Source organism: Actinocorallia libanotica (assembly GCF_039525175.1).
GTDB classification, from domain to species: domain Bacteria; phylum Actinomycetota; class Actinomycetes; order Streptosporangiales; family Streptosporangiaceae; genus Actinocorallia; species Actinocorallia libanotica.
Map to the genome: position 1 here is coordinate 58,309 of NZ_BAAAHH010000032.1, position 25,894 is coordinate 84,202.

Here is a 25,894-nt window from a genome sequence, read left to right on the forward strand (position 1 = left end):
GCATGGCATCCGCCGGGGAAGGCCTTCGGCACGGGGAGAGGGTTCCCCAGCGCAGGCGGGGCGAGGCGCTGGAGCAGGCGATCCTCCAGGCCGCGGCGGAGGAGCTGCTGGAGTCGGGCTATGCGGGGATGACCATGGACAGGGTCGCCCGGCGCGCCGCCACCAACAAGAACGCGATCTACCGCCGTTGGCCGCACCGCGCGGCGCTCGGCGCCGCCGCTTACCGCCACCTCGCCCAGGCGCAGATCCCGGTGCCCGACACCGGCTCCCTGCGCGATGACGCGCTGGCGCTGCTCCGGCAGGCGAACGCGACCTGGTCCTCCCCGCGGGGCGCCGTCCTCAGGGACCTTCTCGCCGCCGTCGGCGACGATCCGCGGCTGCTCGGACTGCTCCGCGAACAGGCCGACGGCAGCGCCATGGACGCGGCCTGGCTGACCCTGCTCGACCGCGCGGTGGCACGCGGCGAGGCGCCCCCGGAAGCCGTCCATCCTCGCGTCGCCTCGCTGCCGATCGCGCTGCTGCGCAACGAGTACGCGCTCCGGGGAAACCCACCGGTCCCGGACACGGCGCTGACCGAGATCGTGGACGAGGTGTTCCTTCCCCTCGTCCGGGGCCGCGCCTCGGGACCGTGATCGAACGGCGCGGCGGGGCGGGCGCTTCTCCGGCCGGGTGCGGACAGAGGCCGTGCGGGGCGGGGTTCGGCCGCTTAGGGTGCGCGTATGTCGGAGCCGGACGGGTCGCGGGGGCGGGAATCCGGTGTGCCGCCGGTCGCGTGGCGGCCTGTTCTGGTGCTGGCCGCCGGGGTGGGGGCGGTGCTGCTGGCCTTCGCCGGGCGGTACGGGTATCACCGCGACGAGTTGTACTTCCGGGTCGCGGGGCGGTATCCGGACTGGGGGTATCCCGATCAGCCTCCGCTGGTGCCGCTGGTCGCGCGGGCGGTCACCGAGGTGTTCGGGGAGTCGCTCATCGCGTTGCGGGCGCCGGCCGCGCTGCTGACGGCGGCGGGGGTGGTGCTCGCCGCGGTGACCGCCCGGGAGCTGGGAGGCGGGCGGCGCGCCCAGCTGCTCACCGCCGGGGCATACGCGGTGTGCCCCTTCATCGTCGCCACCGGGCATCTGCTGTCCACGGCCACCTTCGACGTGTTCGCCTCCACCGCGCTGGTGTGGCTGGCGATCCGGTGGGCGCGCACCCGCGGACGGTGGGAGCCGTTCGCCGCGGGAGGTGTGGCGGCCTTCTCGCTGAACGTCAAATACCTGGTGGTCTTCCTGGTCGCCGCGCTCGTGGCCGGGCTGCTGGTCAGCGGGCCCCGGGAATTCCTGCGCCGTCCCGCCACGTTCGCCGGAGCCGCCGTCGCCGTGCTCGCCGCCCTTCCCGGACTGTTCTGGCAGGCGCGGCACGGGTGGCCGCAGCTGGAGATGGCCGACCGGATCGCCGCCGAGGGCGACTTCGGCGGCCGGCTCGGCTTCCTGCCGTTCCAGCTCGTCCTCACCGGCACGGTGCTGTCCTGGTTGTGGATGTACGGCCTGTGGCGGCTGTTCCGCTCGCCGGACCTCGCCCCCTTCCGCTTCCTCGGCTGGGCGTCCCTGCTGCTGGCGTTCGTCTTCCTCCTCACCGCGGGGAAGCCGTACTACCTGGCGGGCCTGTGGGCGGCGCTGTGGGCGGCGGGCGCCGTCGAGGTCGAGCGGCGGGGCGCGCCGCGCGGTGCGGGGTGGGCGGTCTCGGCCCCGGTGTACGCGGTCACCGGTGCCGTCACCGTGCTGATCGCCCTGCCGGTGTATCCGGTGGACCTGCTGGCCCGCACCCCGCAGCCGTACGTCAACGCCGACGCGGCCGAGACCGTCGGCTGGCCCCGCCTGGTCGCCGAGGTGGCCCGGGTGCACCGCTCGCTGCCCGAGGACGAGCGCTCCCGCGCCGTCATCGTGACGGCGAACTACGGGGAGGCCGGGGCGATCGACCGCTACGGCCCCGATCTCGGCCTGCCCCGCGCCCACAGCGGCCACAACGGCTACCGGGACTTCGGCCGCCCGCCGGACACCGGAGGCCCGGTGATCTTCGTGGGCGCGCAGAGCGCCGCGGGGCTGTCCCGCTTCTGGACCGACGTCACCGCCGCGGGCCGCATCGACAACGGCGTCGGGCTCGACAACGAGGAGCAGGACCAGACCGTCTGGATCTGCCGCGGGCCCCGCGCCCCCTGGCCCGTGCTCTGGCCGCGGCTCGCCCACCTGAGCTGAGGCGGCGAACGCGCGCCTACGGCGCTGCCGGCTTGCGGGCGAGGAGGCGGCCTTGCCGGAACCTCTCGTTCTCGCCCGGCTCGCGGCGCAGCCGGGCGGTCTCCGCGAGCCCGGCTCCGGCCGCCAGGCTCGCGACGTGGTCGATGGAGAGCCGGTAGGCGAGGGAGACCTTGTGGTCGAACGGCTCGACCGGGTGCGGCGAGTCGCCGTCTGTCGTGAAGAACCCGAGGAGCAGGTGGCCGCCCGGCGCCAGCACCCGTGCGCACTCCGCGAAGATCGCCGGCAGGTCCTCCGGAGGCGTGTGGATGATGGAGTACCAGGCGAGCACGCCGCCCAATGCGCCGTCCGCGATGTCCAGCGCGAACATCGAACCCTCGTCGAACCGCAGGTCCGGGTACTCCCGGCGGGCCAGCTCGATCATCGCCGGCGAGGCGTCGACGCCGAAGGCGGTCACGCCGAGGGAGGCCAGGCGCGCCGTGACGCCGCCGGGACCGCATCCGAGGTCGGCCACCGGCCCGCCGCCCGCGGCCCGTACGGACTCGGCGAACGCGGTGACCAGCGCCCGGTCCAGCGGCCGTCCTTCGACCGAGTCGCGGAACAGCTCGGCGTAATGGGTGGCGACGGCATCGTAGGCCGCCCGGGTGGTGTCCAGGGAGAGAAGACTCGATCACAGTCGACGACCCTAGATCGTCGATGCGGGATCCGGCGAAGCCGGCGGCGACACGGGTCTCAGCCGCCGGCGGCGCCCCCGTCCCCCGTCGAGGGGATGCCGCTGAGGGCCAGCGTGATGGCGAGGACGCCCAGGAGGCCTCCCATGGCGATCCGTTGGAGCCGCAGCCAGGAGGGGCGCCGTTCGAAGAAACCGGCGACGGCTCCGGCGGCGAGCACGATCGACAGGTTCACCGACACGGCCACCAGGATCTGGGAGCCGCCGAGGACGGCGCCCTGCAGCAGGACGTCGCCCTTGTCGAGGTCGATGAACTGAGGAATGACCGACACATAAAGAATGGCTATCTTCGGATTGAGCAGATTCGTCGCCAAGCCCATGACGAAAAGGCGCCGCGGCGAATCGTGCGGCACTTCCCGGACGGTGAAGACCGATACGCCGCCGGGCTTGGCGGTATTCCAGGCGAGCCAGAGCAGATAAAGGGCGCCGGTGATCCTGAGGGCGGTGAGCAGCTCGGGGACGGCGGCGAACAGTACGGCCAGGCCGAGGTTCGCGCCCACCAGGTAGACCAGGAAGCCCGCCGCCACCCCGCCGAGGGAGACGATTCCGGCCCGCCGCCCCTGGCCGATGCTCCTGGAGACCAGGTACATCATGTTCGGTCCCGGGGACAGGACCATTCCCAGGGCGACGGACACGACACCCAGCAGCGCGGTCTTCTCGACCATGGCCCGGACGCCTCCTTCACGCGGGTCATACGGATCACGACGGGCCGATGGCCGACGAACGCCGGAATCGGCGGGAAAGCATACGGCCTCCCATTCACACCGATTCAGCGGCGTGCATTGACAGTATCTCCGCCCTCCATTTCAATGCAATAGAGGAAAATGTTCTCGGAGCAATTTTCGGATCGCCCGGAGGAGGAGACGGACGTGGACGACTACCTGCGGGTCGCCGACGAGCTGGCCGCGGACATCGCGGCCGGACGGCTGAGGCCGGGTGACCGGCTGCCGCCGCAAAGGGAGTTCGCCCGGCGGCGCGCCATCGCCGCCTCCACCGCCGCCCGGGTCTACAAGGAGCTGTCCCGCCGCGGCCTGACGGTCGGGGAGGTCGGCCGCGGCACGTTCGTCCGGGCCGCCGGCCGGGTGCCGGGCCCCGCGCTCGCCGAACCCGCCGGAACCAGGGTCGATCTGGAGCTCAACCACCCCGTCGTGCCCGGGCAGGCGGAGCTGCTCGCCCACGGCATCGGCTCCTTGCTCCGCCCCGACGTCCTGGAGTCGTCCATGCGACCGGTCGGCGTGGCCGGCACGCCTTCGGCGCGGGAGCTCTTCGCCGATCTGCTCGCGCGCGCGGGCTGGCGGCCGGACCCCGAGCAGGTGCTGTTCGCCGGCAACGGACGGCAGGCGATCGCCGCGGCCATGGCCGCGCTGGCGCCTCCGGGATCCCGGCTGGGCGTGGAGGAGCTCACCTATCCGGTCCTGAAGGCGATCGCGAACCGGCTCGGGATCACCCTGGTGCCGTTGGGCGTCGACGAGGCCGGGCTCGTGCCCGAGGCGATCGAGGCCGCCGCCCGCAAGGCCGCGCTCAACGCCGTCTACCTCCAGCCCACCCTGCACAACCCGCTGTCGACCACCATGCCCCTGGACCGCCGGGCGGGGATCGCGGACGTCCTGGAACGGCTCGGCCTCCACGCGATCGAGGACGCCGTCTGGTCGTTCCTGGACGACGGCCTCCCGCCGCTCGCCGCCCTGGCGCCCGAACGGACCGTCCTGATCGACAGCCTGTCGAAGCGGCTCGCCCCCGGGCTGACGGTCGGGTGCGCCGTCGTCCCGCGGGCGCTCTCCTCCGGCATGGCGACGGCCCTGCGCTCCGGCGGATGGGCGCCGACGCGCTTCGCGCTGGACGCCGCCGCCCGCTGGCTGGACGACGGCGCCGTGCGGTCGGTGGGCCGCGCCAAGCAGCGGGACGCGGCCGCCCGGCAGGAACTCGTCGCCCGGCATCTGGGAGGGTTCTCGATCCGCGGCGTCCCGAACTCCTACTACTGCTGGTGGGAGCTGCCGCACCCGTGGCGGGCCGACACGTTCGTGGCCGCCGCCGCACGCCGCGGCATCGCCGTGACCCCCGCGGCGGCCTTCGCCGTGGGCCGGTACCGCGCCCCGAACGCCGTCCGCCTCGGGCTCGCCTCCCCGCCGGCCGAAGCCCTCTCCCAGGCGCTGGGCACGCTCGCCGAGCTCGCCGGATCCGCCCCGGACGACCTGATGGCCGAGTGATCGGATCGGCCGGGCCCCGCCGCCCCGCGCCGAAGAACCGGGTTCCCGGGGAGAACGATTTCGGCTACTGTTCTAGAACAGATGGCAAGAGATCTAGAACGACGGGAGCGAGCATCATGGGCGAGTTGACTTCGCCGAGCGGGCCGGCCCATCCGGTCGCCCGGCACGGGATGGGCGACCCCGGGGCGACGGGCCGGTTCGGGGAGTACGGCGGCCGGTACGTGCCCGAGTCGCTCGTCCCGGCGTGCGCCGAGGTCGAGGCCGCCTTCCGCGACGCGTGGGCCGACCCCGACTTCCGCGGGCGCCTGAAGACGCTCCTCACCGTGTACGCGGGCCGGCCGACCCCGCTGACCCCCGCCTGGCGGCTGTCGGAGGAGCTCGGCGTCACCCTGCTCCTCAAGCGCGAGGATCTGGCCCACACCGGGTCGCACAAGATCAACAACGTCATCGGGCAGGCCCTGCTCGCCCGGCGGATGGGCAGGCGGCGGCTGCTGGCCGAGACGGGGGCGGGGCAGCACGGCGTCGCCACCGCCACCGCCGGCGCGCTCCTCGGCCTGGAGACGACGGTCTTCATGGGCGCGCGGGACATCGAACGGCAGGCGCTCAACGTTCTGCGCATGGAGGTCCTCGGCGCGGAGGTCGTGCCCGTGGCCTCGGGGAGCCGCACGCTCAAGGACGCCTGCAACGAGGCGATGCGGCACTGGGTGTCGTCGGCCGCGGACTCCTACTACTGCATCGGATCGGTCATGGGGCCGCACCCCTATCCGTGGATGGTGCGCGAGTTCCAGCGCGTCATCGGCGAGGAGGCCCGCGGCCAGTGCGCGGCCGGCCTGCCGAGCGGAGTGCCCGACCACGTGGTCGCCTGCGTGGGCGGGGGCTCCAACGCCGCCGGGACGTTCGCCGGTTTCGTCGACACGACGGCCCGGCTGGTCGGGGTCGAGGCCGAGGGCGGAGCGGCGGCGACGTTCGGCCGGGCCGGCGTCCTGCACGGCTTCCGTTCGATGGTGCTCCAGGACGACGACGGGCAGGTCGCCGAGGCCCATTCGATCGCGGCCGGCCTCGACTACCCGGGCATCGGTCCCGAGCACGCCCATCTGCGGGACATCGCGCGAGCCGAGTACGCGGTGGTCGATGACGAGGAGGTCGTCGAGGCGCTGCACCGCCTGGCCCGAACGGAGGGGATCCTGCCGGCGCTCGAGTCCGCGCACGCCCTCGCATGGGTGCTGCGAGCCGTCCGGACCGGCGAGATCAAGCCCGGATCCACGGTGATGGTGACCCTGTCCGGCCGCGGGGACAAGGACCTCCCCACCCTCAAGGAGGCACGATGACCCCCGCCCTGGAAGCACACCTGCGCCGACGGCGCGACTCCGGCAGGCCGCTGCTCCTTCCCTATGTCACCGCGGGCGTCACCGGCGACTGGCCGGACGTCGTCCGCGCCTACGCGGACGCCGGGGCCGACGCGATCGAGATCGGCTTCCCCTTCTCCGATCCCATGCTGGACGGGACGACGATCCAGGAGGCCTCCGACCGGGCGCTGTCCGCGGGCGCCACGCCGCGCGGCATCCTCGCCGAGCTCGCCCGGCTCGACGCCGCGGTGCCGCTCGTCGCGATGACGTACACGAACCTGGTCGAGCAGCGGGGACCGCGGCGGTTCTGCGCCGCGCTGCGCGAGAGCGGCCTGCGCGGGCTCATCGTGCCCGACTCGCCTCTGGAGGAGGTCGGGGATCTCGAGAAGGCCGCCGCCGAGGAGGACCTGGACCTCGTCCTCCTCGCGGCCCCCTCCTCCTCCGCCGCCCGGCTGCGCGAGATCGGCCGGCGCAGCAGGGGGTTCGTCTACGCGGTGACGCACATGGGCACGACCGGCGAACGCGAACGGCTCCCCGGGGGCGCGCAGCGGCTGGCCGGTGAGCTGAAGGGCCTCACCGACCGTCCGGTCCTGCTGGGCTTCGGGATATCGACGCCCGACCAGGCCGCGGCGCTCGCTCCGTGCGCGGACGGGGTGGTGGTCGCCTCGGCGCTCATGCGCCGCCTCCTCGACGGCGCCGCCCCGGCGGAACTGGGAGAGTATGTGGCGAGCATCCGCAACGCACTCGACCGGGGAGCCTGATGAACAGCGGCCGTGTGCCCCGCTACCGCGCCATCGCCGAGGACCTGGCCCAGAAGATCCGTTCCGGTCGGTACCGCGCGGGCGACGCACTGCCGCCGCAACGCGAGCTCAGCACGGCCTACGGGGTGACCCTCATGACGCTGCGGCAGGCGCTCCAGGTGCTGAACGACGACGGTCTCATCGTCCAGCAGCCGGGACGCGGCACCTTCGTGGCGCCGCCGCACGCGGCGTACCGCCTCGACGCGCTGAACAGCCTCGGCGACGAGCTGCGCGGGCAGGGCCACCCCGTCCACACCGAGGTGATCTCCACGACCCTGCGGCCGGTTCCGGCGGGCCTGACCAGGCCCATGGGCCTGCCCGCCGGGCACAAGGGCCTCCGCCTGGTGCGCGTCCGCCATCTGTCCCGGCAGCCCGTCATCCATCAGGTGTCCTGGATCCCCGAGCCGATCGCCTCGGCGATCAAGGGCGCCGACTTCGGCGGCTCCCCCCTCTACACGGTCCTGGCGGAGGCGGGCGTACGGATCCATCGCGCCACCGAGCGCATCCGCCCCGCCCTCCTCACCGGTCCGGTCGCCCGGCTGCTCGACCGCTCCCCCGGCGGCCCCGTCTTCTTCAGCGAGCGCCTCACCTACGACGCCGACGGCCTCGCGGTCGTCCTCGACCAGGCGACCATCGTCGGCGACGCCCTGGAGATCCGCGCCGACCGCGCCGCCGCCGACCTCTCCCTCGAGTGGGTCCCCCAGCACCTCTAGCGCCCGGAGCGCCTTCCTCCCGCGGAGTCACCGGGGGGGTGACACAGGTTGCCATTTGGTTGCAGCTTCAACCACTTATCACCCATACCCCACCAATACGGGTAACCTCTCCGGCTACTGAGCAACATCTGAGCACCAGAAGCCCTGCCGGAGGATCAAAGTGCGTAGGAAGGCCTCCCGGTGGGGCAGTGCGATCGCGTTCGCGTTCTTCGGGTACGTCGCCTACCGCTACGCCACGCCTTCGGATCTCGGCCCCCTGGGGTACATCCTGCTGGGCCTGCTGACGGTCAAGCTGGTCCTGGCCCTGATCTACACGCCCAAACGCCGGCCGCGGGTGCGCCGCGAGGACCTGCTGGACGCGGCGGTCATCGTGCCCATCTACAACGAGGACCCCGAGATCCTGCGGCGCTGCCTCATGACGATCGCCGAGCAGAGCGAGCCGCCGCGCACCGTGATGGTCGTCGACGACGGCAGCTCCTCCGACGACGCCGCGCGCGTCGCCGAGTCGTTGTCCGGGACGTTCATCGAGCACAACATCCGGCTGCTCGTCCTGCGCCAGCCCAGGAACATGGGCAAGCGCGAGGCCCTGGCCGGGGTTTCCTCACCGCGCCGCACGCCGACGTCTACATCGGTGTCGACAGCGACACCGTCCTGGACGAGTACGCCTTCGAAGAGCTGCTCGCGCCCATGTACGCGGACGAGAAGGTGACCGGCGCGACCGGCATGGTCCTGGCCTACAACTACAAGGTCAACGTCCTCACCCGGCTGATCGAACTGCGCTACGCCAACGCGTTCCTGTACGAGCGGGCGGCCTACTCGATGCTCAAGAGCGTCCTGTGCTGCTGCGGCTCGCTCGCCGCCTACCGCGGCTGGGTCGTCCACAAGTACCTCGACGACTTCCGCACCCAGATGTTCCTCGGCCAGCCGGCGGGCGTCGGCGACGACCGCCGGCTGACGAACTACTGCCTCATGGAGGGGCAGGTCCTCATCCAGACGAGCGCGATCGCCGAGACCGCCGTCCCCGAGCGGATGAACCACTACCTGCGCCAGCAGTCCCGCTGGAACCGCTCGTTCTTCCGCGAGACGCTCTGGTGCCTGAAGACCTTCCCCCTTCGCCGACCGATGGCGTTCTTCCTGTCGTTCGTCGAGATCGCCACCTGGCTCGTCTTCACCTGCACCCTGCTCTACTCGCTGGTCGTCTTCCCGATCCTGCACGGACGGTTCCTGCTGGCGCAGTACGCCATCATGATCGTCTGCTTCGGCTACCTGCGGTCCGTCCGCTACCCGGACCTGCCACGGCCCGGACTCAACCTCCTGCAGAAGCTGGGCATCTTCCTGATGGCCCCGCTGTACGGGCTGATGCACATCCTGCTGCTCCTGCCGATCCGGGTCTGGTCCCTGATGACGCTCCAGACCTCCTCCTGGGGCACCCGCAAGCAGGTGGAGGTCGCCGCGGACCCCACCGCCCGGCCCGCCGGCCCCCCGCTCCCGCAGGAGACACTGGTCCCCAGGTTCGACCGGGACGCCTACCTGCAAGCCCAGCGGCGTCCCGTGGCCTCCGTCTTCTCCACCACCGTCTCCCAGCCCGTCCCCGTTGGAACGGTACGACGGCAGCGCCCGCCGGCCCCCATGCGACCCGTCCCCGTCGCAAGCCAAGCACCCGGCATGCCGCCGGTGCCTCCGCACATGCGGCCCGCACCGCCGCAGGGGCGTCCCCCGATGGCTCCTCCTCCCCGGCAGCCCTACGGCGGGCCCGGCCGGCCGACGCCCGGCTTCCCGCCCCCGCAGGAGCCGGTCCGCATCGGCCGCTCTCCCGAGGCGGGAGCACGGGGACCCGGCGTTCCCCCACCCCAGGCCCCGCTCCGGGGCGGATCGTTCCGCCCGCCTGCGCCGCCTCCGGGCGTACGGCCGCCGCATCCGTCCGGGGGGATGCCCGCCCAGGGCCTGTGGCAGCACGCCGAACGGCTCGACCTCCTCGGCCGCCCCCCCGCGGCGACGCTCGCCGACCCCGCGGAGCAGCCCCGGGGCGTGTGGGGGCCGACGCCGCAGCGGCAGTGGTTCGAAGGCGCTCCCGACGGTCACGGGGGCCGCGATGAGCGGCGTTAACTCGCCCAAGCAGTCGTGGGGCGCGCGGATGCAGATCGTCACCGCGCTGGTCGCGGGCGGCGCCCTGGCCTTCGGGTCCTTCGTCCACCTGACGGCCGAGGACGAGCCGGTGAACGCCGGACCCCCGAAGCCCGCGCTCGCCCCGGCGATCGACCCCGCGTCAAAGCAGCTGACCAGCAAGGGCTGGGACCTCGTCTGGTCGGACGAGTTCGACGGCGAAGGCTCCCTCGACACCACCAAGTGGAGCCTCCTGTCCGGCGACCGCAAGGGCTGGGGCGTGGGAGGGCTCGCCTACTTCGGCCCCGAGAACGTCCGGCAGACCGGCGGCGGGCAGCTCGTCATCTCGGCCACGGAGAACAAGGACGGGCAGAAGTGCTGGTACGGGCCCTGCAAGTACCGGTCGGGGCGGATCCAGACAGCCGGGCGCTTCGACCTGGCCTACGGCCGGTTCGCCGCCCGCATCAAGTTCCCGCTCGGCCAGGGCGTCTTCCCCGCCTTCTGGCTCCAGTCCAAGAACCAGCCGTACGGATCGAAGAAGTACGCCGAGATCGACATCACGGAGGTCGTGGGGTCCTGGCCCACCGCCATCCTGGGCGCGGCGCACCAGAGTGACAAGGTCATCGACACGAAGGCCGAATTCAAGCAGCCGCTCGACACCCGCTACCACGTGGTGGGCGTCGACTGGACCCCCGAGCACGTCCGCTGGTGGGTCAACGGCAAGCCCTACGGAACGCTCAAACGCTACAAGGGCTGGTCTTTCAACCAGCCGATGAACATCATCCTCAGCCTCCAGATCGGCGGCGACTGGCAAGGGCCGCCCGACCGGACGACCCGGTTCCCCGCCGACATGTCCGTCGACTGGGTACGCGTCTACCAGCCGAAGAACCTGCAGAAGACGGCCCCTTGAGCCGTGTCCGCCGGCTCAAGGGGCATTCGGTGCGTGCTCATCCGCCCGGTGTCGAGGTGCGCGGAGACGTCGCGGCTTCGGCGAACTCCCACAGGCGGCGGGCCAGGTCGGGGTCGGCCGCGGCTTCGGAGCGGCCGACGGGCTTGGGGTGGCCGCGGAGTTCGCCGGGGCCGTCCGGGCCGATGTAGCCGCCCGGTTCCAGGGGCTGGGTGGCGGCGTAGAGAGTGGGGAGCGCGGCCCGGTCGGCGGGCTGGGCGATGAGCGGGATGAGCGGGTCGATGAGGCGGCCGAGTACGGAGTTCCCCGCGGGGTTTCCCAGGTTGGTCGCGGCCCAGCCCGGGTGGGCGAGCTGCACGTCCACGCCGCGGCCCTCCTTCTGCAGGCGGCGCGACAGTTCGGCGCCCCACAGCATGTCGGCGAGTTTGGACTGGCCGTAGGCGGCGGACTTCGTCCAGGTGCGGGTACGGAAGTCGGGGTCGTCGAAGGAGAACTTCGCCATCTTGTGCATCATCGAGCCGAGGATCACGACGCGCCTCTTCACCTGGGGCAGGACGAGCTCGGTGAAGAGGAACGGGCCGAGGAAGTTGACGCCGAGGTTCATCTCGAATCCGTCGACGGTCTCGGCCCGCTTCCGCGCGGACGTCCCCGCGTTGTTGATGAGCACGTCGGCCGCGCCGACCTTCGCCGCGGCCGCGCGGACGCTGTCGAGCGAGGCCAGGTCGAGTTCGAGGACCTCGGCCGTACCGAGCTCACGGGCGACCTGCTCGCCCCGGGAGACGTCCCGGACCGCGAGGATCAAGCGGGCTCCCTTCGCGGCCGCCGCGCGGGCGGTGGCCAGGCCGAGGCCGTTCGTCGCACCCGTGATCAGCCAGGTCTGCCCCGTCAGGTCGGGGATGTCCTTCGCGCTCCAGCGCGTCATCTCGTCTCCTTCGCTCTTCACTTCAGCCGGACGGCGGAAGCGGTCGGCCGTCGCGGCCGGAGATCTTCACGCTCATGTAGTCACAGAACGGGGTGGCGGCACAACGGGACCGGGCGGATTCCTCAGGGCCGCGGGGCCTTCCGGCCGTGGACGGCGGTGTACTCGGCGGCCAGCCAGGGGCCGAGGTCGTCCAGGAGCATGCCGAGGACGGCCGGATCCGCCGCCGGGTCGCGGGCCGTCACCGCGGCGAGGCGCATCTGGTCGGCGCGCTCGGGGTAGTGGACGGCGAACACCTCGGCGGAACGGGTGAGGTCGCTGGTCCAGCCGCCCCAACGCGGCATGACCAGAGTGAGGCCGGTCCGGACGACGCGGCGGGCGACGGCGCGGTGGAGCGCCCGGCGTTCGGCGTCCGCGATGAGGGCTGCCGCCCGCTCGCGCCACCGCGGGAGTAGCAGGTCCAGGTCGCCGTTGGTCTCGCGGGCGAGCAAGGGGGTGGGGCGGTAGCGGGGCAGTCCCGTCGCCAGGTCGTGGCCGAGCAGCGGAGTGCACAGGCAGGCGAGGAACCAGCCGAGGTCGTGGCGTTCCAGCTCGCTCAGCAGGGTGGCCTTGCCGAACAGCAGGACGCCGACTCCGCTGATCTGGGCGAAGGAGGCGTTGAGCTCGGCTTCGAGCGCGTCGGCGCCGGCCCGGTCGGCGGTGGTGGGCTCGTGGTGCAGGGCCAGCAGCAGGTCGAGGTCGGAGACGCCGGGGATCGCGGTGCCGCGCGGGATGCTGCCGTAGAGGTAGGCGCTGTGCAGCTGTGCCGGGCCGAAGGCCGTGGTGATCTGCTCGCGGGCGGCGTCGACCACTGCTGAGAACTCCTTTTGCACGCGGCTCAAGGAGCCCTCCCGTGCGATGAACCCGTCGGCGTCCAGGCCTTCATGCGTCATGGGAGCACTCTGCCGCGCCTTCCGCGCCGCCCGCGAAGGGGTTTTCGCCGCACGGAACGACCGGTCCCCCGGTTTCTGCGAGCCCGGTGACGGCCGCCACAACCCGGTTTGTCAGGATCGATGCGTTTCGAGCGCCCTGTGTGGCCTGACGCGTGAGGAGTTCCCATGACCGGCACCGAACAGAACCCGCAGGCCGAGGACATCGTGATCGTGGAGCGGGCCGGCGCGGTCGCGCTGGTCCGCCTCAACCGCCCCGAGGCGCGCAACGCGCTCAACAGCGCGCTCATGACGGCCCTCCTGCGGACCCTGGCGGAGCTGGACGCCGACCCGGAGGTCCACGCGATCGTCCTCACGGGCAACGGCAAGGCGTTCTGCGCCGGCCTGGACCTGCGGGAGCTGGGATCCAGCGGCGGCAACCTGGGATTCGGCACGCCGGGCCCCGGTGCCGCCCCGAACGCCCCCTGGCCGCCGCTGCGCACACCGCTCATCGGCGCGGTCAACGGCCCGGCCGTCACCGGCGGCTTCGAGCTCGCGCTGAACTGCGATGTCCTGATCGGCTCGGAGCACGCCTCGTTCGCCGACACGCACGCCCGGGTGGGCGTCCTGCCCGGCTGGGGCCTGTCGGTGCTGCTGCCGCTGGCCGTCGGCCGGGGCACGGCCCGCCGGATGAGCCTCACCGGCGACTACCTGCACGCCCAAGAGGCACTGCGCGTCGGCCTGCTCACCCAGGTCGTGTCCGCCGACGAGCTGATCCCGACCGCGATGGCCCTGGCCGCGACGATCGCCTCCAACGACCCGGCGGCCGTCCAGACCTACCTCGCCTCCTACAAGGCGATCGAAGAGGCCCAGATCGGCGAGGGCTACCGCGTGGAGTTCGAAACCTCCACCGGATGGCTGAAGGCGACCTTCGACCCGGCGAAGGTGGAGGCGCGCAGGCAGGCCATCATCGACCGCGGCAAAGCACAGTCACAGAACTGACCCTGGAATCCACCCTGGTCCGACCCACCTCTTTCTGTCACCGTGCCCTGCGATGATCGGGCCGGTGCCGGGAAGAGGGGGGAAGCCCATGGTCGAGCGGGCTGTGCGGCGGATCGTCGAAGGAGTCGTCGCGAAGGCGCCCCGCGGGTGGACGCGGGCTGTGCTGGCCAGTACGGCAGGGCGGGGGTCGATCTCGGTGTCCGGCACCTATGACGTTCCTGGAAGTTCTTCCTGGGGCCATAGCGTGTCCGCGCCGTTCGAGGAGCTGCGCGAGCTGGCGGAGGCGGTACGCGAGGCGCGGGGATGGGCGCGCACCGGGCTGGAGATCGTGTGCCGGCCGTCGGGCGCGTACGGGTTCACCGCCTTCACCGACGCGGTCACTTCTCTGCGCGGACGGGGCGGCGGGTTCCAAGCCGTTCTGGATTCCGATCACCGGCTGCCCGAACCCGGCTTCACGCAAGAGGGCGGTACCGCGGCTCCCGCAGGCGATCCCGTGCTGGCGGTCGCCCGGTTCCAGGAGTACCTGCGCAGACGTGCCGACATTCTGGGGCGGGCCGAAACGCTGCCGCCTCCGGCGTCCGCCGCCGCGATCGAGGAGACCGAACACCGCATCGGCCACCGGCTGCCCGAGGACCTGCGGGCGCTGTACGCGCTCGCCGACGGCGACGCGCACCTGTACCTGTTCGGAGGCGCTTCCTGGCTGCCGCTGAAGAGCCTCGCCTCCGTCCACACCGACCTGTCCGTCCCCTACCCGCCGACCTGGGAGCTGGCCCGCGACCGGGTCGTCTTCGACGCCGACCCGCCCGAAACCGTCCGGCGCTGCTCCGGACACCCCGGCTGGCTGCCCTTCGGCACCGGCGAGGACGGCAACTACCTCGCCGTCGACCTGGCCCCGGCCCGCGACGGCCGTCCCGGACAGGTCATCCGGACCGGCCGCGACCACGACGAAGGCCCCGCCCGGATCGCCGACTCGGTGACGTCCCTGCTCGGCCGCTACCTGGAACTACTGGACCGGGGCTGCTACGAGAAGGACGACGGGCACCTCTTCCTGGACGACCCCGAACGGCCGTCCGGCCCCGAGACGATCGTCGGCGAGTTCCCCGACACCGTCCCGCCCGACCTCCAGGCCCTCCACGTCAACGACGCCCCCGGCACCGTCGACCTGGCACCGCTCACCGCCGCCCCGCGCCTGCGCCGCCTCCACCTCAACCGCTGCGCCACCACCGATCTGGCACCGCTGGCCCGGCAGCCCGTCGAATCCCTGCGCGTCACCCTGCACGGCGGCGGCCTCACGCCCCTCCAAGGCCACCACCACCTCGCCTCCCTGGACCTGGCGACCGCCTCCCCGATCGACATCGCCCCGCTGCGCACCGCCCCGAACCTGCGCTGCCTCGACCTCTCCCACGCGGAGGTCCACGACCTGACCGTCCTGGCGGACCTGCACGAACTGCGCTACCTCTCCCTCACCGCCCACCAGTGGAACACGCTGTTCAACGCGGCCGAACTGCCGCCGGCCCTCGCCGCGGCCCGCCTGGCCGACGACCACGCCCCGCTCTCCGAAGCGCTGGCCTGGGCCGCGCACCTCGGCCTCGACACCACCGCCGCCCTCCACACCACCGGCGCCCTCTGACCGCCCCGCTCCTCGACCCGGTCGGCGCCGACGTCTTCCCCAAGGGAACCGGAACCTGTTCTCTTGTTTGAAGGTTTTCCTTCGCCATCCCGCCAACGACGCGGATAAGTTTCACTCGTTGCTTCAAAGATAGCGTTGAAGGCATGGCTACTGACATCAAGGACGCCGTCCATGCCGCCGACGCGGCCGCCGTCATGGGGCTGCTCCCGGGACGGCCGCGGCTGCTCGCGCTGGGGGAACCCGCCCATGGCGAGGACACGCTGCTCCGGCTGCGCAACGAGCTCTTTCGCGAACTCGTCGAACGGGAGGGTTATCGGACGGTCGCGATCGAGAGCGACTGCATGATGGGGCGGGTCGTGGACGACTACGTCGTCTCGGGCGCGGGCGACCTCGACGACGTCATGGAGCGCGGCTTCAGTCACGGGTGGTTCAACGCGTGCGCGGCCAATCGCGAGCTGGTGGGCTGGATGCGCGAGTACAACGACGGGCGGCCCGCGGCGGAGCGGCTGCGCTTCGCCGGGTTCGACGGGCCACTGGAGGTGACCGGGGCCGCGAGCCCCCGGCAGGCGCTCACCGCGCTCCACGCCTACCTCGCCGCCCGGGTCGACGCGGAGCTGCTTCCCTGCACCGCGGAGACGCTCGACCGCCTGCTCGGCGCCGACGACCGGTGGACCGAGCCCGCCGCGATGCGGGATCCGTCCCGGTCCGTGGGGCGGACGGCCGAGGCCGAGCGGCTGCGGCTGCTCGCCGACGACCTGGTGGCGCTGCTCGGCGCGCAGATGCCCCATCTGATCGCGGTGTCGTCACAGGACGACTGGGACTGCGCCCGCATGTACGGCCGTACCGCCGCCGGGCTGCTGCGGTACCACTTCTGGATGGCCGACACCTCACCGGGCCGCATGGCGTGGCTGCTGAGCGTGCGGGCGTCGATGATGGCCGACAATCTGCTCGCCCTCGCCGAGCGGGGCCCGGCGCTGGTGTACGCCCACAACGGGCACCTCCAGCGGAACAAGAGCATGATGCGGATGGGCGGACTGCCGGTGGAGTGGTGGAGCGCCGGAGCGATCGCCGGCGCGCGGCTGGGCGGCGATTACGCCTTCCTCGCCACGGCCCTCGGCACGATCCGCCACCACGGTGTGGACGTCCCGCCCCCGGACACCGTCGAAGGCCTCCTGTACGCGCTCCCGGAGGACCGGTACGTCGCCGACGCCCGCCGGCTGGCCGACGCGGCGCCCGCCCCCCGCACCTCCCCCTGGTACGGCTACTCCCCGTTGGACCCGGCCCATCTGACCGGCGCCGACGGGGTCGTGTTCGTCAAGGACGCCCGGCGGAGCTAGCCAGAAAGTCCGCGTCTCGGGCTCCCGGCCGAAGGGCCGTGCCCGCATGATCGTTTCGATCCGGTCGGCGGAGCGGTGACGGGCGTGCACGACGCCACCGTGCCCGATGTTCGGTTTGACAAGGAAGGGACGGTTCCCGCACGCTGGGTCGTACGACACGGCACGTGCCGTGTCGTACGACCCAGTGAGGAGCGCGACCCGTGACGGACGCCGACGTGATCATTGCGGGGGCCGGACCGACCGGCCTCATGCTGGCCGCCGAACTGCGGCTGGCCGGGGTGCGGCCGCTGGTGCTGGAACGGCATCCGCGGCGGCGCGACATCCCCAAGGCCGGCGGCCTGGGCGGGCAGATCCTGGAACTGCTGCGCCGCCGAGGCCTGCTGGAGCGTTTCGAGGCGGCCTGCCCCGGCCCGGCGCCGGCGCCCCGGTTCCCGTTCGGCGGGGTGCACCTGGACTTCACCCGGCTGGCGGACCCGCCGCTGCACGCCCTGCCGCTACCGCAGCAGAAACTCGAGCTGCTGCTCGACGAGCGCGCCGGTGAACTCGGCGTCGACGTCCGCCGCGGGCACGAGGTGATCGATGCGAACCAGGACGACGCCGCGGTGCGGGTGGACGTGCGGGGCCCGGACGGGACGTCCCGGGTGAGCACCCGCTACCTCGTAGGGTGCGACGGCGCGCGCAGCCGGGTCCGGGATCTGGCCGGAATCCCGTTCCCGGGCACCACCTATCCCGAGGTCAACCGGCTGGCCCAGGTCACCTTGCCCGACACGGTGACCGTGCTCGCCAACGGCGATCTCGACGTCCCCGGCTTCGGCACGATCCGCGCGGGGTTCACCCGCACGGATCACGGCCTGCTCGGCGTCGGCTCCTCGCCCGGCTCCCGGTCCGTCTCCCTCTACACCGTCGAGGACGAGACCGCCGAATACGACGACGACGTCCCGATGACCCTGGCCGAGCTGCAGGACAGCGTCCACCGCGTGCTCGGCGCGCGCCTGTCTCCGGTGGGGTCGACGCGGCTGTCCCGGTTCACCTTCAAGGCCCACCAGGCCGAGCGCTACCGCAGCGGGCGCATCATGGTGGCCGGCGACGCGGCGCATCTGTTCCCCGCCACCGGGGTGGCGCTCAACGCGGGCATGCTGGACGCGGTCAACCTCGCCTGGAAGCTCGCCGCCGACCTGCAAGGCTGGGCTCCGCCCGGCCTGCTGGACACCTACCACGACGAACGCCACCTCGCCGGCGCCCGCACCCTGCTGCACACCCGTGCCCAGGTGGCCCTGCGGCGCGGGCACGACCCGGCCGCCGAAGCGCTCCGCGAGGTGTTCCAGGAGCTGCTCGGCGACGAGCAGCCGCTGCGCCGCATGGGAGCGCTCGTCGCCGGCACCGACATCCGCTACCCGATGCCCGGCTCCCGCCCCCACCCGCTGGCCGGTTCCTTCGCCCCCGACCTCGCCTTGCGCACCGGCCAGGGCGCCACCAGCGTCGCCCGCCTCCTGCGCTCCGCCCGACCCGTCCTGCTCGACCTCGCCGACCGCGCGGACCTCCGCGAAACCGCCCGAGGCCGACGGCATCGCATCGACCTCCACACCGCCGAAACCGGTGACCGGCCGGCCGACGCCCTGCTGATCCGCCCGGACGGCCATATCGCCTGGGCCGCGGCCGTCGGCGAACCCGCCGGCACCGCCGTACCCGCACTACGCGAAGCGCTCTCCACCTGGTTCGGCGCCCCTGGAAAGGACGAGGAGGCCGCCGTGCCGAGGGAGGCTGTCGGCTGACCCGCCGCCGCGATGCCCGTGCCGGCCGCCCAGGCCGCTCGGCCGGAGGGCATTCGCAGAATGTTCGTCCGGCGTTCTGGCTTCTTTGATGAACAAGTTTCATCATCAACCACATGAAAGCCCCATCCTGGCCAGACCGGCCAAAATCGCCTCCGTTGTGGCTTTTTCGGCCAGCCTCCCCCTCGGCCTCGTCTCCCCCGCGGCCGCCGCCCAGCCGGACGAGCCCGAGCGGAACCGGCGGATCCCCTTCACCGAAGCCACGGTCAAGGCCAACGGCGACGGCTCCTACACGCTGCGCTGGAAGGCACCCGGCGTCCGGCGCGTGGTCGTCAAAACCGGCGGGAGGACCGTGGCGCGCGGGGACGGCAGCGCCACGGCGCGGGTCTCCGGCCTGCCCGCCGCCGACCGCCAGTGGTTCGTCTTCGTTCCGGAGAAGGGCGGTTCGCTGCGGCTGGCCGACCGGCTCGTCAAGCTCGACGGCACCGTCAACTTCCGGGACCTCGGCGGTTATCGCACGGCCGGCGGCCAGTGGGTGAGAATGGGAGAGGTCTACCGCTCCGAAGCGCTGAGCCGCCTCTCCCGGACCGACCTCGCCAGGCTCAAGCGCCTCGGCATCAAGACCGTCTACGACCTGCGCACCGCCACCGAGCGCGCCACCGGCCCCGACCGCGTGCCGCGGGGCGCCCGCCACGTCGTGGCCGACCTTCTGAAGAACGCCGAAGTCCGCGTCGACCTCACCAAGCCCGATCCCGGCGTCCAGTACATGGTCGAGACCGAGAAGGCCATGGCCGCCTCCCCCACCGCGAGGCCCGCCCTGCGGAGGGTCTTCGACGGCCTCGCCGACGACCGCGCGCACGCCGTCGTCTTCCACTGCACCGCCGGCAAGGACCGCACCGGCTGGATCGGCGCCTCCCTGCTCACCCTCCTCGGCGTCCCGCGCGCCACGGTCATGGCCGACTACCTGGCCAGCAACCGCTACCGCGCGAAGACCGACTCGGCGGTCCTGGACGCCGTGCCCCCGGCCGTGGCGGCGTTCTCCAAACCGCTCCTGGACGTGCGTCCCGAGTACCTGAACGCGGGTTTCGCCGAGGTCAAGGCGAAGTACCGCGGCTTCGACGACTACCGCAAGCGCATGCTCGGCCTCTCCACGAGCGAACTCCGCGCCCTGAAGAAGTCGCTCCTCGTCGGCTGACGCCCGCCGTCCGGATCAGTCCACGAGGTCCAGTGCCGCGTGGACGATGCTCGGGGTGTCCAGGCCGTGGTGGCGGTAGACGTCCTCGAGCGAGCCGGACTGGCCGAACCGGGTGACGCCCAGCCCGATCGAGGGCACCCGGTTGACCGTCGCCAGGAACGCCAGCGTGTGCGGGTGCCCGTCGAGGACGGTGACCAGGGGCGCCGCCCTCTCCGGCGGGAACACCTGGTCCAGGATCCAGGTCGGGGCGTCGTCGCGGCCCTGGCGTGAGCGCAGCGCCCGGTACAGCAGGTCGGGGCTGGTCACGCAGACGACGTCGGCGGCGATGTCCATCTGCTCCAGGCGTGCCGCCGCCTCCAGCGCCTCGGGCACCACGGCGCCCATCGCGGCGATGGTGACCAGGAGGTCCGCGGCGCGGCGCAGGGCGAAGGCGCCCGCGACGACCTGCCCGCGGCGCCGCTCCCGTGCCGCCGGGTCGGCGGGGACCGCGGCGAGCGCCTGGTCGACGGGCCGGGTGGACAGGCGCAGGTAGGCCGAGCCGCCGTCCGGCCTGCCGAGCCGGGCCAGGCTCGCCAGCAGCGCCCACTCGGTGTCGATCGCGAAGGCGGGCTCGTAGGCGGTGCAGCCGGGCTGCTCCAGGCCGATGGACGGCGTCTTGATCGACTGGTGCGCGCCGCCTTCCGGCGCCAGCGTCACCCCCGAGGGCGTGCCCACCAGGATCGACTGCCCGCCCGCGTACATGCCGTACGACCACGGCTCCAGGGCCCGCTCCACGAACGGGTCGTAGACCACGCCGATGGGCAGCAGCGGGCTGCCCCACCGGCTCCAGGTCGCGCCCAGCTCGCCCAGCAGGCCCACCAGGTTGACCTCGGCGATGCCGAGTTCGATGTGGCGGCCGCCCGGCGTCTCCTTCCAGTGCAGGATGGTCTCGCCGTCGTCGGAGAACCAGTCGGTGCGCTCGCTGGGCGACCACACGCCCACCTTGTTCACCCAGCCGCCCAGGTTCGTGCTGGAACTGACGTCGGGGCTGACGGTGACGATCCGCCGGGCCGCCTCCGGGGCCTGCCGGGTCAGGTCGAGCAGCACCCGGCCCAGCGCCGCCTGGGTGGTGGCCTTCCCCGTCGGGGTCCTGCCGATGTCCGCCGGCAGGGCGGGCGGTTCCCGGAGGGGGATCTCCGGTCGGGCGAGGCGGCGCGCGGTCAGCAGGCACAGCTCGTGCGCGGCGCCGTCCTGCGGGAGGGGCCGCCAAGGGTCGTCGGGGTCGGCGCCGGTCCGCGCGGCCAGTTCCCGCAGCTGCGCGTCGGTGAGCAGGGCGGAGTGGTTCTGCGGGTGGCCCTGCGTGGCCAGGCCGTAACCCTTGACGGTGTAGGCGAAGATGACGGTCGGCCGCGTGTCGTCGATGGCGGAGAAAGCCTCGTCGAGGGCGCCGAAGTCGTGGCCGCCGAGGTTCGCCAGCGCGTGCTTCAGGGCGGCGTCCTCGACTCCCCCGATCAGTTCGGCGATCCGGCCGACGTCCGGTCCCGTACCGGGCAGCCGCCGCCGCAGCTCTGCGACGTCGCAGCGCAGGAGGCGCTGGTACTCGGCGTTGGGCATCTCGTCGATCCGCCGCCGCAGCGCCTCGCCGCCGGGCAGGCCGAGCAGCTCCTCCAGCGCCCGCCCGTACTTCAGGGTGATCGTCTGCCAGCCCGCGGCCTCGAACATGCCCCGCAGCTTCCCGGCGGCGATGGCGGGGACGACGCGGTCCAGCGACTGCCGGTTCAGGTCGACGACCCAGACGACCTCCCCGAGCTCGGCGACGCCCGGGTCGAGCACCGCCTCCCACACCGCGCCCTCGTCGAGCTCCGCGTCGCCGATCAGCGAGTACTGCCGCCCCGTACCCGCGCCGCCGAACGCGCCCTCGACGTAGCGGCGGGCGAGCGCCCCCCAGATCGGCGCGGTCGCCCCGATGCCCACCGATCCCGTCGAGTAGTCGGCGGGATCGGGGTCCTTGGTCCGGCTGGGGTAGCTCTGCAGCCCGCCGAACTCCCGCAGCCGGGTCAGGTAGGAGCCGTCGAGCCGGCCGAGCAGGTGGTTGACGGCGTGCAGCACCGGGGAGGCGTGCGGTTTCACCGCCACCCGGTCCTCGGCGCGCAGGTGCCTGAACCACAGCGCCGTCATGATCGTCACCATCGAGGCCGACGACGCCTGGTGCCCGCCGACCTTGAGCCCCGAGGTGTTCGGCCGCGCCCGGTTGGCGTGCTGGACCATGGCCGTGGACAGCCAGAGCACCCGGTCCTCGATCTCCCGCAGCACCCTGTACGTGTCGCCCATCGCCACCTCCGTGTTCACGGCTATATGCCCGTGATTGAAGCAACGGCGTGGTGAGATGCTCAATACAGAGGCTGAATTTTGAGCGTTCTGCCCAAAAGTTCCGAGCCCACCCCTCCCCGGAAGGACCATCGTGCCCAGCACCGAGACCGTCGACGCCATCGACGCCCGCCTCCTGCTCGCCCTGGCGGACGACCCCCGCGCCACCACCGTCGCCCTCGCCGAGCGCACCGGCATCGCCCGCAACACCGCACAGACCCGGCTCACCCGCCTGGAGCGGACCGGCGCCCTGGACACCTTCGAACGCCGCGTCTCCCCCGAGGCCCTCGGCTACCCCCTCACCGCCTTCATCACCGCCCAGGTCACCCAGCGCCGCCTCGACGAGACCGCCTCCGCCCTCGCCGCCGTCCCCGAGGTCCTGGAGGTCCACGGCATCTCCGGCACCGTCGACCTCCTCATCCACGTGGCCGCCAAGGACGCCGACGACCTCTACCGCATCGCGGGCCTCATCCTGGCCGTGCCCGGCATCGAGCGCTCCAGCACCGCCCTGGCCATGCGCCGCCTCGTGCCCTATCGCGTCGCCCCTCTCCTGCGCCGGGCGGCCGACTGAAACCCCTCGACCGGGTCACACGGTCACGACGGCGTTCGGACGCGCTCCTCGATCAGGGCCAGTCGTTCTTCGACGGTGCCCGGAGGCACGTCCACCAGGTCGTAGCCGTGCGCCCGGTACACCTCCTCATGGACGCGCGCGAACGCCAGCGACTCCTCGAAGGAGATGCGGCGTGCCGCGGTGGGGACGATGAACCCGATCGGATGGATGAGGAAGACCCGTGATTCGTAGACGTTCTCACGCCTGATGCGGTCGATCTCCGCGTCCAGCGCCGCGGGCACCGGATGCCGCAGGTAGCGGGCCAGGGCCAGCGTGCACAGCGGGGAGCGGTCGTAGAACTGCACGGCCGTCCCGGAGGCGGGCGGCGCCTGCTGGCGCCGCCGCTGCATCCGGACGACCTCTTCAAGGAACTTCGGGCCGTTCCAGGGCTCCTCGTCACCGCGGGACTGCCCGTACGCGATGACGTCGGTGGCCGCTTCGTCGATCACCGCGTGCCCGCGCTCCCTCAGCCGGCGGGCGATCGTGGTCTTGCCCGCGCCGGGGGCCCCGGTCAGCACGTACCGGCGAATCCGCTCCCGGCGCGCGTCCGCCGCGTCCTCTCCGCCCGGCGCGGCGCCGCCCCTCCTCACCCCTTCCGCCCGATCAGCGCCTCCACGCCGTCGAGCAGCAGGTCGAGACCGAAGGTGAAGTCGCCGTCGTCCACCCAGCCCTCGGCGCCGCCCAGGACGCCCGTGCTCATCACGGCCGTCAGCGACGGGTAGGTCTCGGGATCGACCAGGCCGGCGAGGACCTCGCCGTAGTCGGCGGCTCCGGAGATCGCGGCGCCCTCCATCTGCGGGTCCCCGCCGGTGAGGCCGTGCACGAGGGCGGCGTCGGTGAGCGCGTATCCGGTCAGGGAGGTCACCACGTTGATCTTCTCGCCGGGGTCGAGCCCCGTGCCGTCGAGGGCGGTCAGCGCGCGGTCGAGCCACAGCAGCCGCCGCGGGCCCAGCGGCGGGACGAGCCGCGCCACCGACAGCAGCCACGCGTGCTCCAGCAGGAGGTCGCGCTGGATCCGGGTCCACCGGGCGAGGTAGTCGCGCCAGGGCGTGCCGTCCGGCTCGGGCGGCGGCGGGACGACCCCGTCGGCCATCGCGGTGAGCAGGTCCTCCTTGCTGTCGACGTACCGGTAGAGGGCGGTCGCCGCCACCCCGACCCGCGAGGCCACGGCGGCCATGGAGACCCCGGCCAGGCCCTGGGCATCGGCGATCCCGATGGCGGCATCGGTGATCGTGGCCAGGTCCAGGCGCGGCCGCGGGCCCCGTCGCGAGACCGGCTCGCGCCCCCACATGCGCTGCACCACGGACGGCAGCGGCCGCTCCTGCGCCATCGGAACTCCTCCTTGACTCGCTTCGAGGATTGTGCACTACTTTAAAACTATGACGCTCATACACAGTACGACATTCACAGATGCCGTCCTCGTCCGGGGCCTGACGAAGTCCTTCGGTTCGACACGGGTGCTGGACGGGATCGACCTGACCGTTCCCACCGGTTCGCTGCTGGCCCTCCTCGGCCCCAACGGCTCGGGCAAGACCACCGCGGTGCGCGTCCTGACCACGCTGCTGGAGCCCGACGGCGGCACCGTGACGGTCGGCGGCCACGACGTCGCGCGCGAAGGCGCGGCGGTGCGCCGGATGATCGGCCTGACCGCCCAGCAGGCCACGGTGGACGAGCTGCTGACGGGGCGGGAGAACCTGGAGCTGTTCGCCGGGCTCTCCCACCTGGGCCGGCGGCACGCACGGCGGCGGGCGCAGGAGCTCCTGGAGCGCTTCGACCTGGTCGCGGCCGCCGACCGGCGGATCGCGGCCTACTCCGGCGGGATGCGGCGGCGGCTCGACCTCGCGGCGAGCATGGTGTCGGAGCCGCGGATCCTCTTCCTGGACGAGCCCACGACCGGGCTCGACCCGCGCAGCCGCGCCGAGCTGTGGTCGGTGATCGGCGAACTGCTCGGCTCCGGCACCACCATCCTCCTCACCACGCAGTACCTGGAGGAGGCCGACCGGCTCGCCGACCGCGTCGCGGTCATCAACGGCGGCCGGGTCGTGGCCGACGACTCCCCCGCCGCGCTCAAGCGCCAGGTCGGCACCGAACGCCTGGTCCTGCGCCTGTCCCGCGCCGAGGACGCCCCGCGCGCCAGGTCGGCGCTCGGCGAGGCGGGAGCGGGGGCGGACGGCGGGGACCGCGAGATCACCCTGGCCGCCCACGGCCCCGACCATCTGCGCCACACGCTGAACCTGCTGCACGACGCCGGTGTCGCCATCGAGCGCACGGAGCTGCGCTCCCCCACCCTCGACGACGTCTTCTTCGAGCTCACGGCGGTCGCCGCATGAGCGCGGTCCTCACCCCGGCGGGCGATCTGCGCCTTCTCGTCGTGCGCAACCTGCGCCGCGAGTCGCGTCTCGTCGACGGCCTCATCGTGAACCTGGCCCTGCCCGTGATCATCATGGTGCTGTTCGTGTACGTCTTCGGCGGGGCGATCACCACCGGCTCCAGCGGGCTGGACTACATCGACTTCGTGGTGCCCGCCGTCCTGCTCATGTCCGGCGGGTACGGCGCCGCGCTGACGGCCGTGAGCATCGCCGAGGACATGTCCGGAGGCATGATCGACCGCTTCCGCACCCTGCCGGTCGGCGGCTGGGTGATCCCCGCCGCGCACGTCGTCGCCTCGCTGGCCCGCAACGTGGCGGCCTGCGTTTTCGCACTGGCCGCCGCCCTCCTCCTGGGCTTCCGCCCGAACGCCTCCCCCACCGACTGGCTCCTGGTCCTGGCCGTCGCGGCAGGCTACGTCCTGGCGATGTCCTCACTGTCGGTGCTCTGGGGCCTGCTGGTCGACTCCTCCCAGGCCGCCGGCGCCTTCAGCTTCGTCGTCCTCTTCCTCCCCTACCTCTCCAACGGCGTCGTACCGGCCGAGACCATGCCGCCCCTCCTGCGCGCCTTCGCCCACCACCAGCCGATCACCCCGGTCGTCGACACACTCAGATCCCTCCTCCTCGGCCTACCAATGGGCTCCTCCGGCGCCCTCACCGCAGCCTGGCTGACGGGCATCGTGGCTATCAGCGCCCCCGCCGCCGCCTCCCTGTTCCGCCGCCGAACCTCCACCTGAACACCAACCCCCGCCCGCCGGCACCCCCGGCAGGCGGGCCC

Annotated in this window: 24 protein-coding genes; 17 read left to right on the forward strand and 7 right to left on the reverse strand. The window is 72.7% G+C overall.

The genetic code is table 11. From position 1 onward, the window contains the following. The first annotated feature begins 2 nt into the window (after positions 1–2). Together ABD140_RS30405 and ABD140_RS30410 are read left to right on the forward strand one after the other, a co-directional pair. Positions 3–632, forward strand: coding sequence for a TetR/AcrR family transcriptional regulator (locus ABD140_RS30405; protein ID WP_344244572.1), 630 nt, complete (start codon positions 3–5; stop codon positions 630–632). 87 nt (positions 633–719) lie between these two features. Then, entirely contained in the window at positions 720–2,231 is a 1,512-nt protein-coding gene (locus tag ABD140_RS30410) for an ArnT family glycosyltransferase (RefSeq protein ID WP_344244574.1), read from the forward strand. A gap of 16 nt (positions 2,232–2,247) precedes the next feature. Here the strand turns inward: ABD140_RS30410 and ABD140_RS30415 are convergent, their stop codons facing one another. Both ABD140_RS30415 and ABD140_RS30420 read right to left on the reverse strand, forming a co-directional pair. Continuing rightward, the gene (locus tag ABD140_RS30415; protein ID WP_344244634.1) at positions 2,248–2,883 is read right to left on the reverse strand and encodes a class I SAM-dependent methyltransferase; all 636 of its coding nucleotides are present in this window, start codon (positions 2,881–2,883) and stop codon (positions 2,248–2,250) included. A gap of 77 nt (positions 2,884–2,960) precedes the next feature. Next, a complete protein-coding gene (locus ABD140_RS30420) occupies positions 2,961–3,623 on the reverse strand; it encodes a LysE family translocator (RefSeq protein ID WP_344244576.1) in 663 nt (220 codons plus the stop codon). A gap of 204 nt (positions 3,624–3,827) precedes the next feature. Between ABD140_RS30420 and ABD140_RS30425 the strand changes: the two genes are divergently transcribed. The 7 genes from ABD140_RS30425 (at position 3,828) to ABD140_RS30455 (ending at position 11,037) form a co-directional block, all read left to right on the forward strand. Beyond that, positions 3,828–5,165 (forward strand): aminotransferase-like domain-containing protein, encoded by a 1,338-nt coding sequence (locus ABD140_RS30425; RefSeq protein WP_344244578.1) that lies wholly within the window; start codon positions 3,828–3,830, stop codon positions 5,163–5,165. A gap of 116 nt (positions 5,166–5,281) precedes the next feature. Continuing rightward, a complete protein-coding gene (trpB, locus tag ABD140_RS30430) occupies positions 5,282–6,493 on the forward strand; it encodes a tryptophan synthase subunit beta (protein WP_425544168.1) in 1,212 nt (403 codons plus the stop codon). Beyond that, on the forward strand, positions 6,490–7,272 hold the full coding sequence (trpA, locus tag ABD140_RS30435; protein WP_344244580.1) for a tryptophan synthase subunit alpha: 783 nt from the start codon (positions 6,490–6,492) through the stop codon (positions 7,270–7,272). Before trpB ends, trpA begins: the two co-directional genes overlap by 4 nt. Beyond that, the gene (locus tag ABD140_RS30440; protein ID WP_344244582.1) at positions 7,272–8,024 is read left to right on the forward strand and encodes a GntR family transcriptional regulator; all 753 of its coding nucleotides are present in this window, start codon (positions 7,272–7,274) and stop codon (positions 8,022–8,024) included. Before trpA ends, ABD140_RS30440 begins: the two co-directional genes overlap by 1 nt. 160 nt (positions 8,025–8,184) lie before the next feature. Next, on the forward strand, positions 8,185–8,733 hold the full coding sequence (locus tag ABD140_RS30445) for a glycosyltransferase (RefSeq protein WP_344244584.1): 549 nt from the start codon (positions 8,185–8,187) through the stop codon (positions 8,731–8,733). Then, positions 8,712–10,130, forward strand: coding sequence for a glycosyltransferase family 2 protein (locus tag ABD140_RS30450; RefSeq protein WP_344244586.1), 1,419 nt, complete (start codon positions 8,712–8,714; stop codon positions 10,128–10,130). The genes ABD140_RS30445 and ABD140_RS30450 overlap by 22 nt, the downstream gene beginning before the upstream one ends. Beyond that, on the forward strand, positions 10,117–11,037 hold the full coding sequence (locus ABD140_RS30455) for a glycoside hydrolase family 16 protein (protein ID WP_344244588.1): 921 nt from the start codon (positions 10,117–10,119) through the stop codon (positions 11,035–11,037). Before ABD140_RS30450 ends, ABD140_RS30455 begins: the two co-directional genes overlap by 14 nt. Before the next feature lie 37 nt (positions 11,038–11,074). On the opposite strand, the gene ABD140_RS30460 is transcribed toward ABD140_RS30455, so the two are convergent. Together ABD140_RS30460 and ABD140_RS30465 are read right to left on the reverse strand one after the other, a co-directional pair. Further along, positions 11,075–11,956 carry an SDR family NAD(P)-dependent oxidoreductase gene (locus ABD140_RS30460; protein ID WP_344244590.1) on the reverse strand — a complete coding sequence of 294 codons (882 nt, stop codon included), beginning with the start codon at positions 11,954–11,956 and terminating at the stop codon, positions 11,075–11,077. A gap of 122 nt (positions 11,957–12,078) precedes the next feature. Then, entirely contained in the window at positions 12,079–12,885 is an 807-nt protein-coding gene (locus tag ABD140_RS30465) for a nucleotidyltransferase (protein ID WP_344244592.1), read from the reverse strand. Between the two features lie 165 nt (positions 12,886–13,050). Here ABD140_RS30465 and ABD140_RS30470 point away from each other — a divergent pair, with 165 nt between their 5' ends. From ABD140_RS30470 to ABD140_RS30490, 5 genes are all read left to right on the forward strand, one after another. Then, positions 13,051–13,863: an enoyl-CoA hydratase gene (locus ABD140_RS30470; protein WP_344244594.1), complete on the forward strand. Its 813-nt coding sequence runs from the start codon at positions 13,051–13,053 to the stop codon at positions 13,861–13,863. 244 nt (positions 13,864–14,107) lie between these two features. Then, the gene (locus tag ABD140_RS30475) at positions 14,108–15,493 is read left to right on the forward strand and encodes an SMI1/KNR4 family protein (protein WP_344244596.1); all 1,386 of its coding nucleotides are present in this window, start codon (positions 14,108–14,110) and stop codon (positions 15,491–15,493) included. A gap of 143 nt (positions 15,494–15,636) precedes the next feature. Further along, entirely contained in the window at positions 15,637–16,830 is a 1,194-nt protein-coding gene (locus ABD140_RS30480) for an erythromycin esterase family protein (RefSeq protein WP_344244598.1), read from the forward strand. Positions 16,831–17,030: 200 nt separating this feature from the next. After that, positions 17,031–18,602 carry an FAD-dependent monooxygenase gene (locus ABD140_RS30485; RefSeq protein ID WP_344244600.1) on the forward strand — a complete coding sequence of 524 codons (1,572 nt, stop codon included), beginning with the start codon at positions 17,031–17,033 and terminating at the stop codon, positions 18,600–18,602. A gap of 157 nt (positions 18,603–18,759) precedes the next feature. Beyond that, the gene (locus tag ABD140_RS30490) at positions 18,760–19,794 is read left to right on the forward strand and encodes a tyrosine-protein phosphatase (RefSeq protein ID WP_344244602.1); all 1,035 of its coding nucleotides are present in this window, start codon (positions 18,760–18,762) and stop codon (positions 19,792–19,794) included. Between the two features lie 15 nt (positions 19,795–19,809). Here the strand turns inward: ABD140_RS30490 and ABD140_RS30495 are convergent, their stop codons facing one another. After that, entirely contained in the window at positions 19,810–22,104 is a 2,295-nt protein-coding gene (locus ABD140_RS30495) for a transketolase-like TK C-terminal-containing protein (protein WP_344244604.1), read from the reverse strand. A gap of 130 nt (positions 22,105–22,234) precedes the next feature. Between ABD140_RS30495 and ABD140_RS30500 the strand changes: the two genes are divergently transcribed. Then, positions 22,235–22,711, forward strand: coding sequence for an Lrp/AsnC family transcriptional regulator (locus ABD140_RS30500; RefSeq protein WP_344244606.1), 477 nt, complete (start codon positions 22,235–22,237; stop codon positions 22,709–22,711). Positions 22,712–22,734: 23 nt separating this feature from the next. Here the strand turns inward: ABD140_RS30500 and ABD140_RS30505 are convergent, their stop codons facing one another. Both ABD140_RS30505 and ABD140_RS30510 read right to left on the reverse strand, forming a co-directional pair. Continuing rightward, positions 22,735–23,340 carry an AAA family ATPase gene (locus ABD140_RS30505; RefSeq protein ID WP_344244608.1) on the reverse strand — a complete coding sequence of 202 codons (606 nt, stop codon included), beginning with the start codon at positions 23,338–23,340 and terminating at the stop codon, positions 22,735–22,737. Then, positions 23,337–24,080 carry a TetR/AcrR family transcriptional regulator gene (locus ABD140_RS30510; RefSeq protein ID WP_344244610.1) on the reverse strand — a complete coding sequence of 248 codons (744 nt, stop codon included), beginning with the start codon at positions 24,078–24,080 and terminating at the stop codon, positions 23,337–23,339. The genes ABD140_RS30505 and ABD140_RS30510 overlap by 4 nt, the downstream gene beginning before the upstream one ends. Before the next feature lie 49 nt (positions 24,081–24,129). On the opposite strand from ABD140_RS30510, the gene ABD140_RS30515 reads away from it, so the two are divergent. Then, positions 24,130–25,080, forward strand: coding sequence for an ATP-binding cassette domain-containing protein (locus tag ABD140_RS30515; RefSeq protein WP_344244612.1), 951 nt, complete (start codon positions 24,130–24,132; stop codon positions 25,078–25,080). Further along, complete coding sequence (locus tag ABD140_RS30520) at positions 25,077–25,853, forward strand: ABC transporter permease (RefSeq protein ID WP_344244614.1); 777 nt, start codon at positions 25,077–25,079, stop codon at positions 25,851–25,853. The genes ABD140_RS30515 and ABD140_RS30520 overlap by 4 nt, the downstream gene beginning before the upstream one ends. Positions 25,854–25,894 lie beyond the last annotated feature (41 nt).

Bases quoted from the DNA above. Each gene is read 5' to 3' on its own strand.
- ABD140_RS30405 (WP_344244572.1), top strand. From the start codon at position 3: ATGGCATCCGCCGGGGAAGGCCTTCGGCACGGGGAGAGGGTTCCCCAG.
- ABD140_RS30410 (WP_344244574.1), top strand. From the start codon at position 720: ATGTCGGAGCCGGACGGGTCGCGGGGGCGGGAATCCGGTGTGCCGCCG.
- ABD140_RS30420 (WP_344244576.1), bottom strand. From the start codon at position 3,623: ATGGTCGAGAAGACCGCGCTGCTGGGTGTCGTGTCCGTCGCCCTGGGA.
- trpB (WP_425544168.1), top strand. From the start codon at position 5,282: ATGGGCGAGTTGACTTCGCCGAGCGGGCCGGCCCATCCGGTCGCCCGG.
- trpA (WP_344244580.1), top strand. From the start codon at position 6,490: ATGACCCCCGCCCTGGAAGCACACCTGCGCCGACGGCGCGACTCCGGC.
- ABD140_RS30440 (WP_344244582.1), top strand. From the start codon at position 7,272: ATGAACAGCGGCCGTGTGCCCCGCTACCGCGCCATCGCCGAGGACCTG.
- ABD140_RS30450 (WP_344244586.1), top strand. From the start codon at position 8,712: ATGTACGCGGACGAGAAGGTGACCGGCGCGACCGGCATGGTCCTGGCC.
- ABD140_RS30455 (WP_344244588.1), top strand. From the start codon at position 10,117: ATGAGCGGCGTTAACTCGCCCAAGCAGTCGTGGGGCGCGCGGATGCAG.
- ABD140_RS30460 (WP_344244590.1), bottom strand. From the start codon at position 11,956: ATGACGCGCTGGAGCGCGAAGGACATCCCCGACCTGACGGGGCAGACC.
- ABD140_RS30465 (WP_344244592.1), bottom strand. From the start codon at position 12,885: ATGACGCATGAAGGCCTGGACGCCGACGGGTTCATCGCACGGGAGGGC.
- ABD140_RS30470 (WP_344244594.1), top strand. From the start codon at position 13,051: ATGACCGGCACCGAACAGAACCCGCAGGCCGAGGACATCGTGATCGTG.
- ABD140_RS30480 (WP_344244598.1), top strand. From the start codon at position 15,637: ATGGCTACTGACATCAAGGACGCCGTCCATGCCGCCGACGCGGCCGCC.
- ABD140_RS30495 (WP_344244604.1), bottom strand. From the start codon at position 22,104: ATGGGCGACACGTACAGGGTGCTGCGGGAGATCGAGGACCGGGTGCTC.
- ABD140_RS30510 (WP_344244610.1), bottom strand. From the start codon at position 24,080: ATGGCGCAGGAGCGGCCGCTGCCGTCCGTGGTGCAGCGCATGTGGGGG.
- ABD140_RS30515 (WP_344244612.1), top strand. From the start codon at position 24,130: ATGACGCTCATACACAGTACGACATTCACAGATGCCGTCCTCGTCCGG.
- ABD140_RS30520 (WP_344244614.1), top strand. From the start codon at position 25,077: ATGAGCGCGGTCCTCACCCCGGCGGGCGATCTGCGCCTTCTCGTCGTG.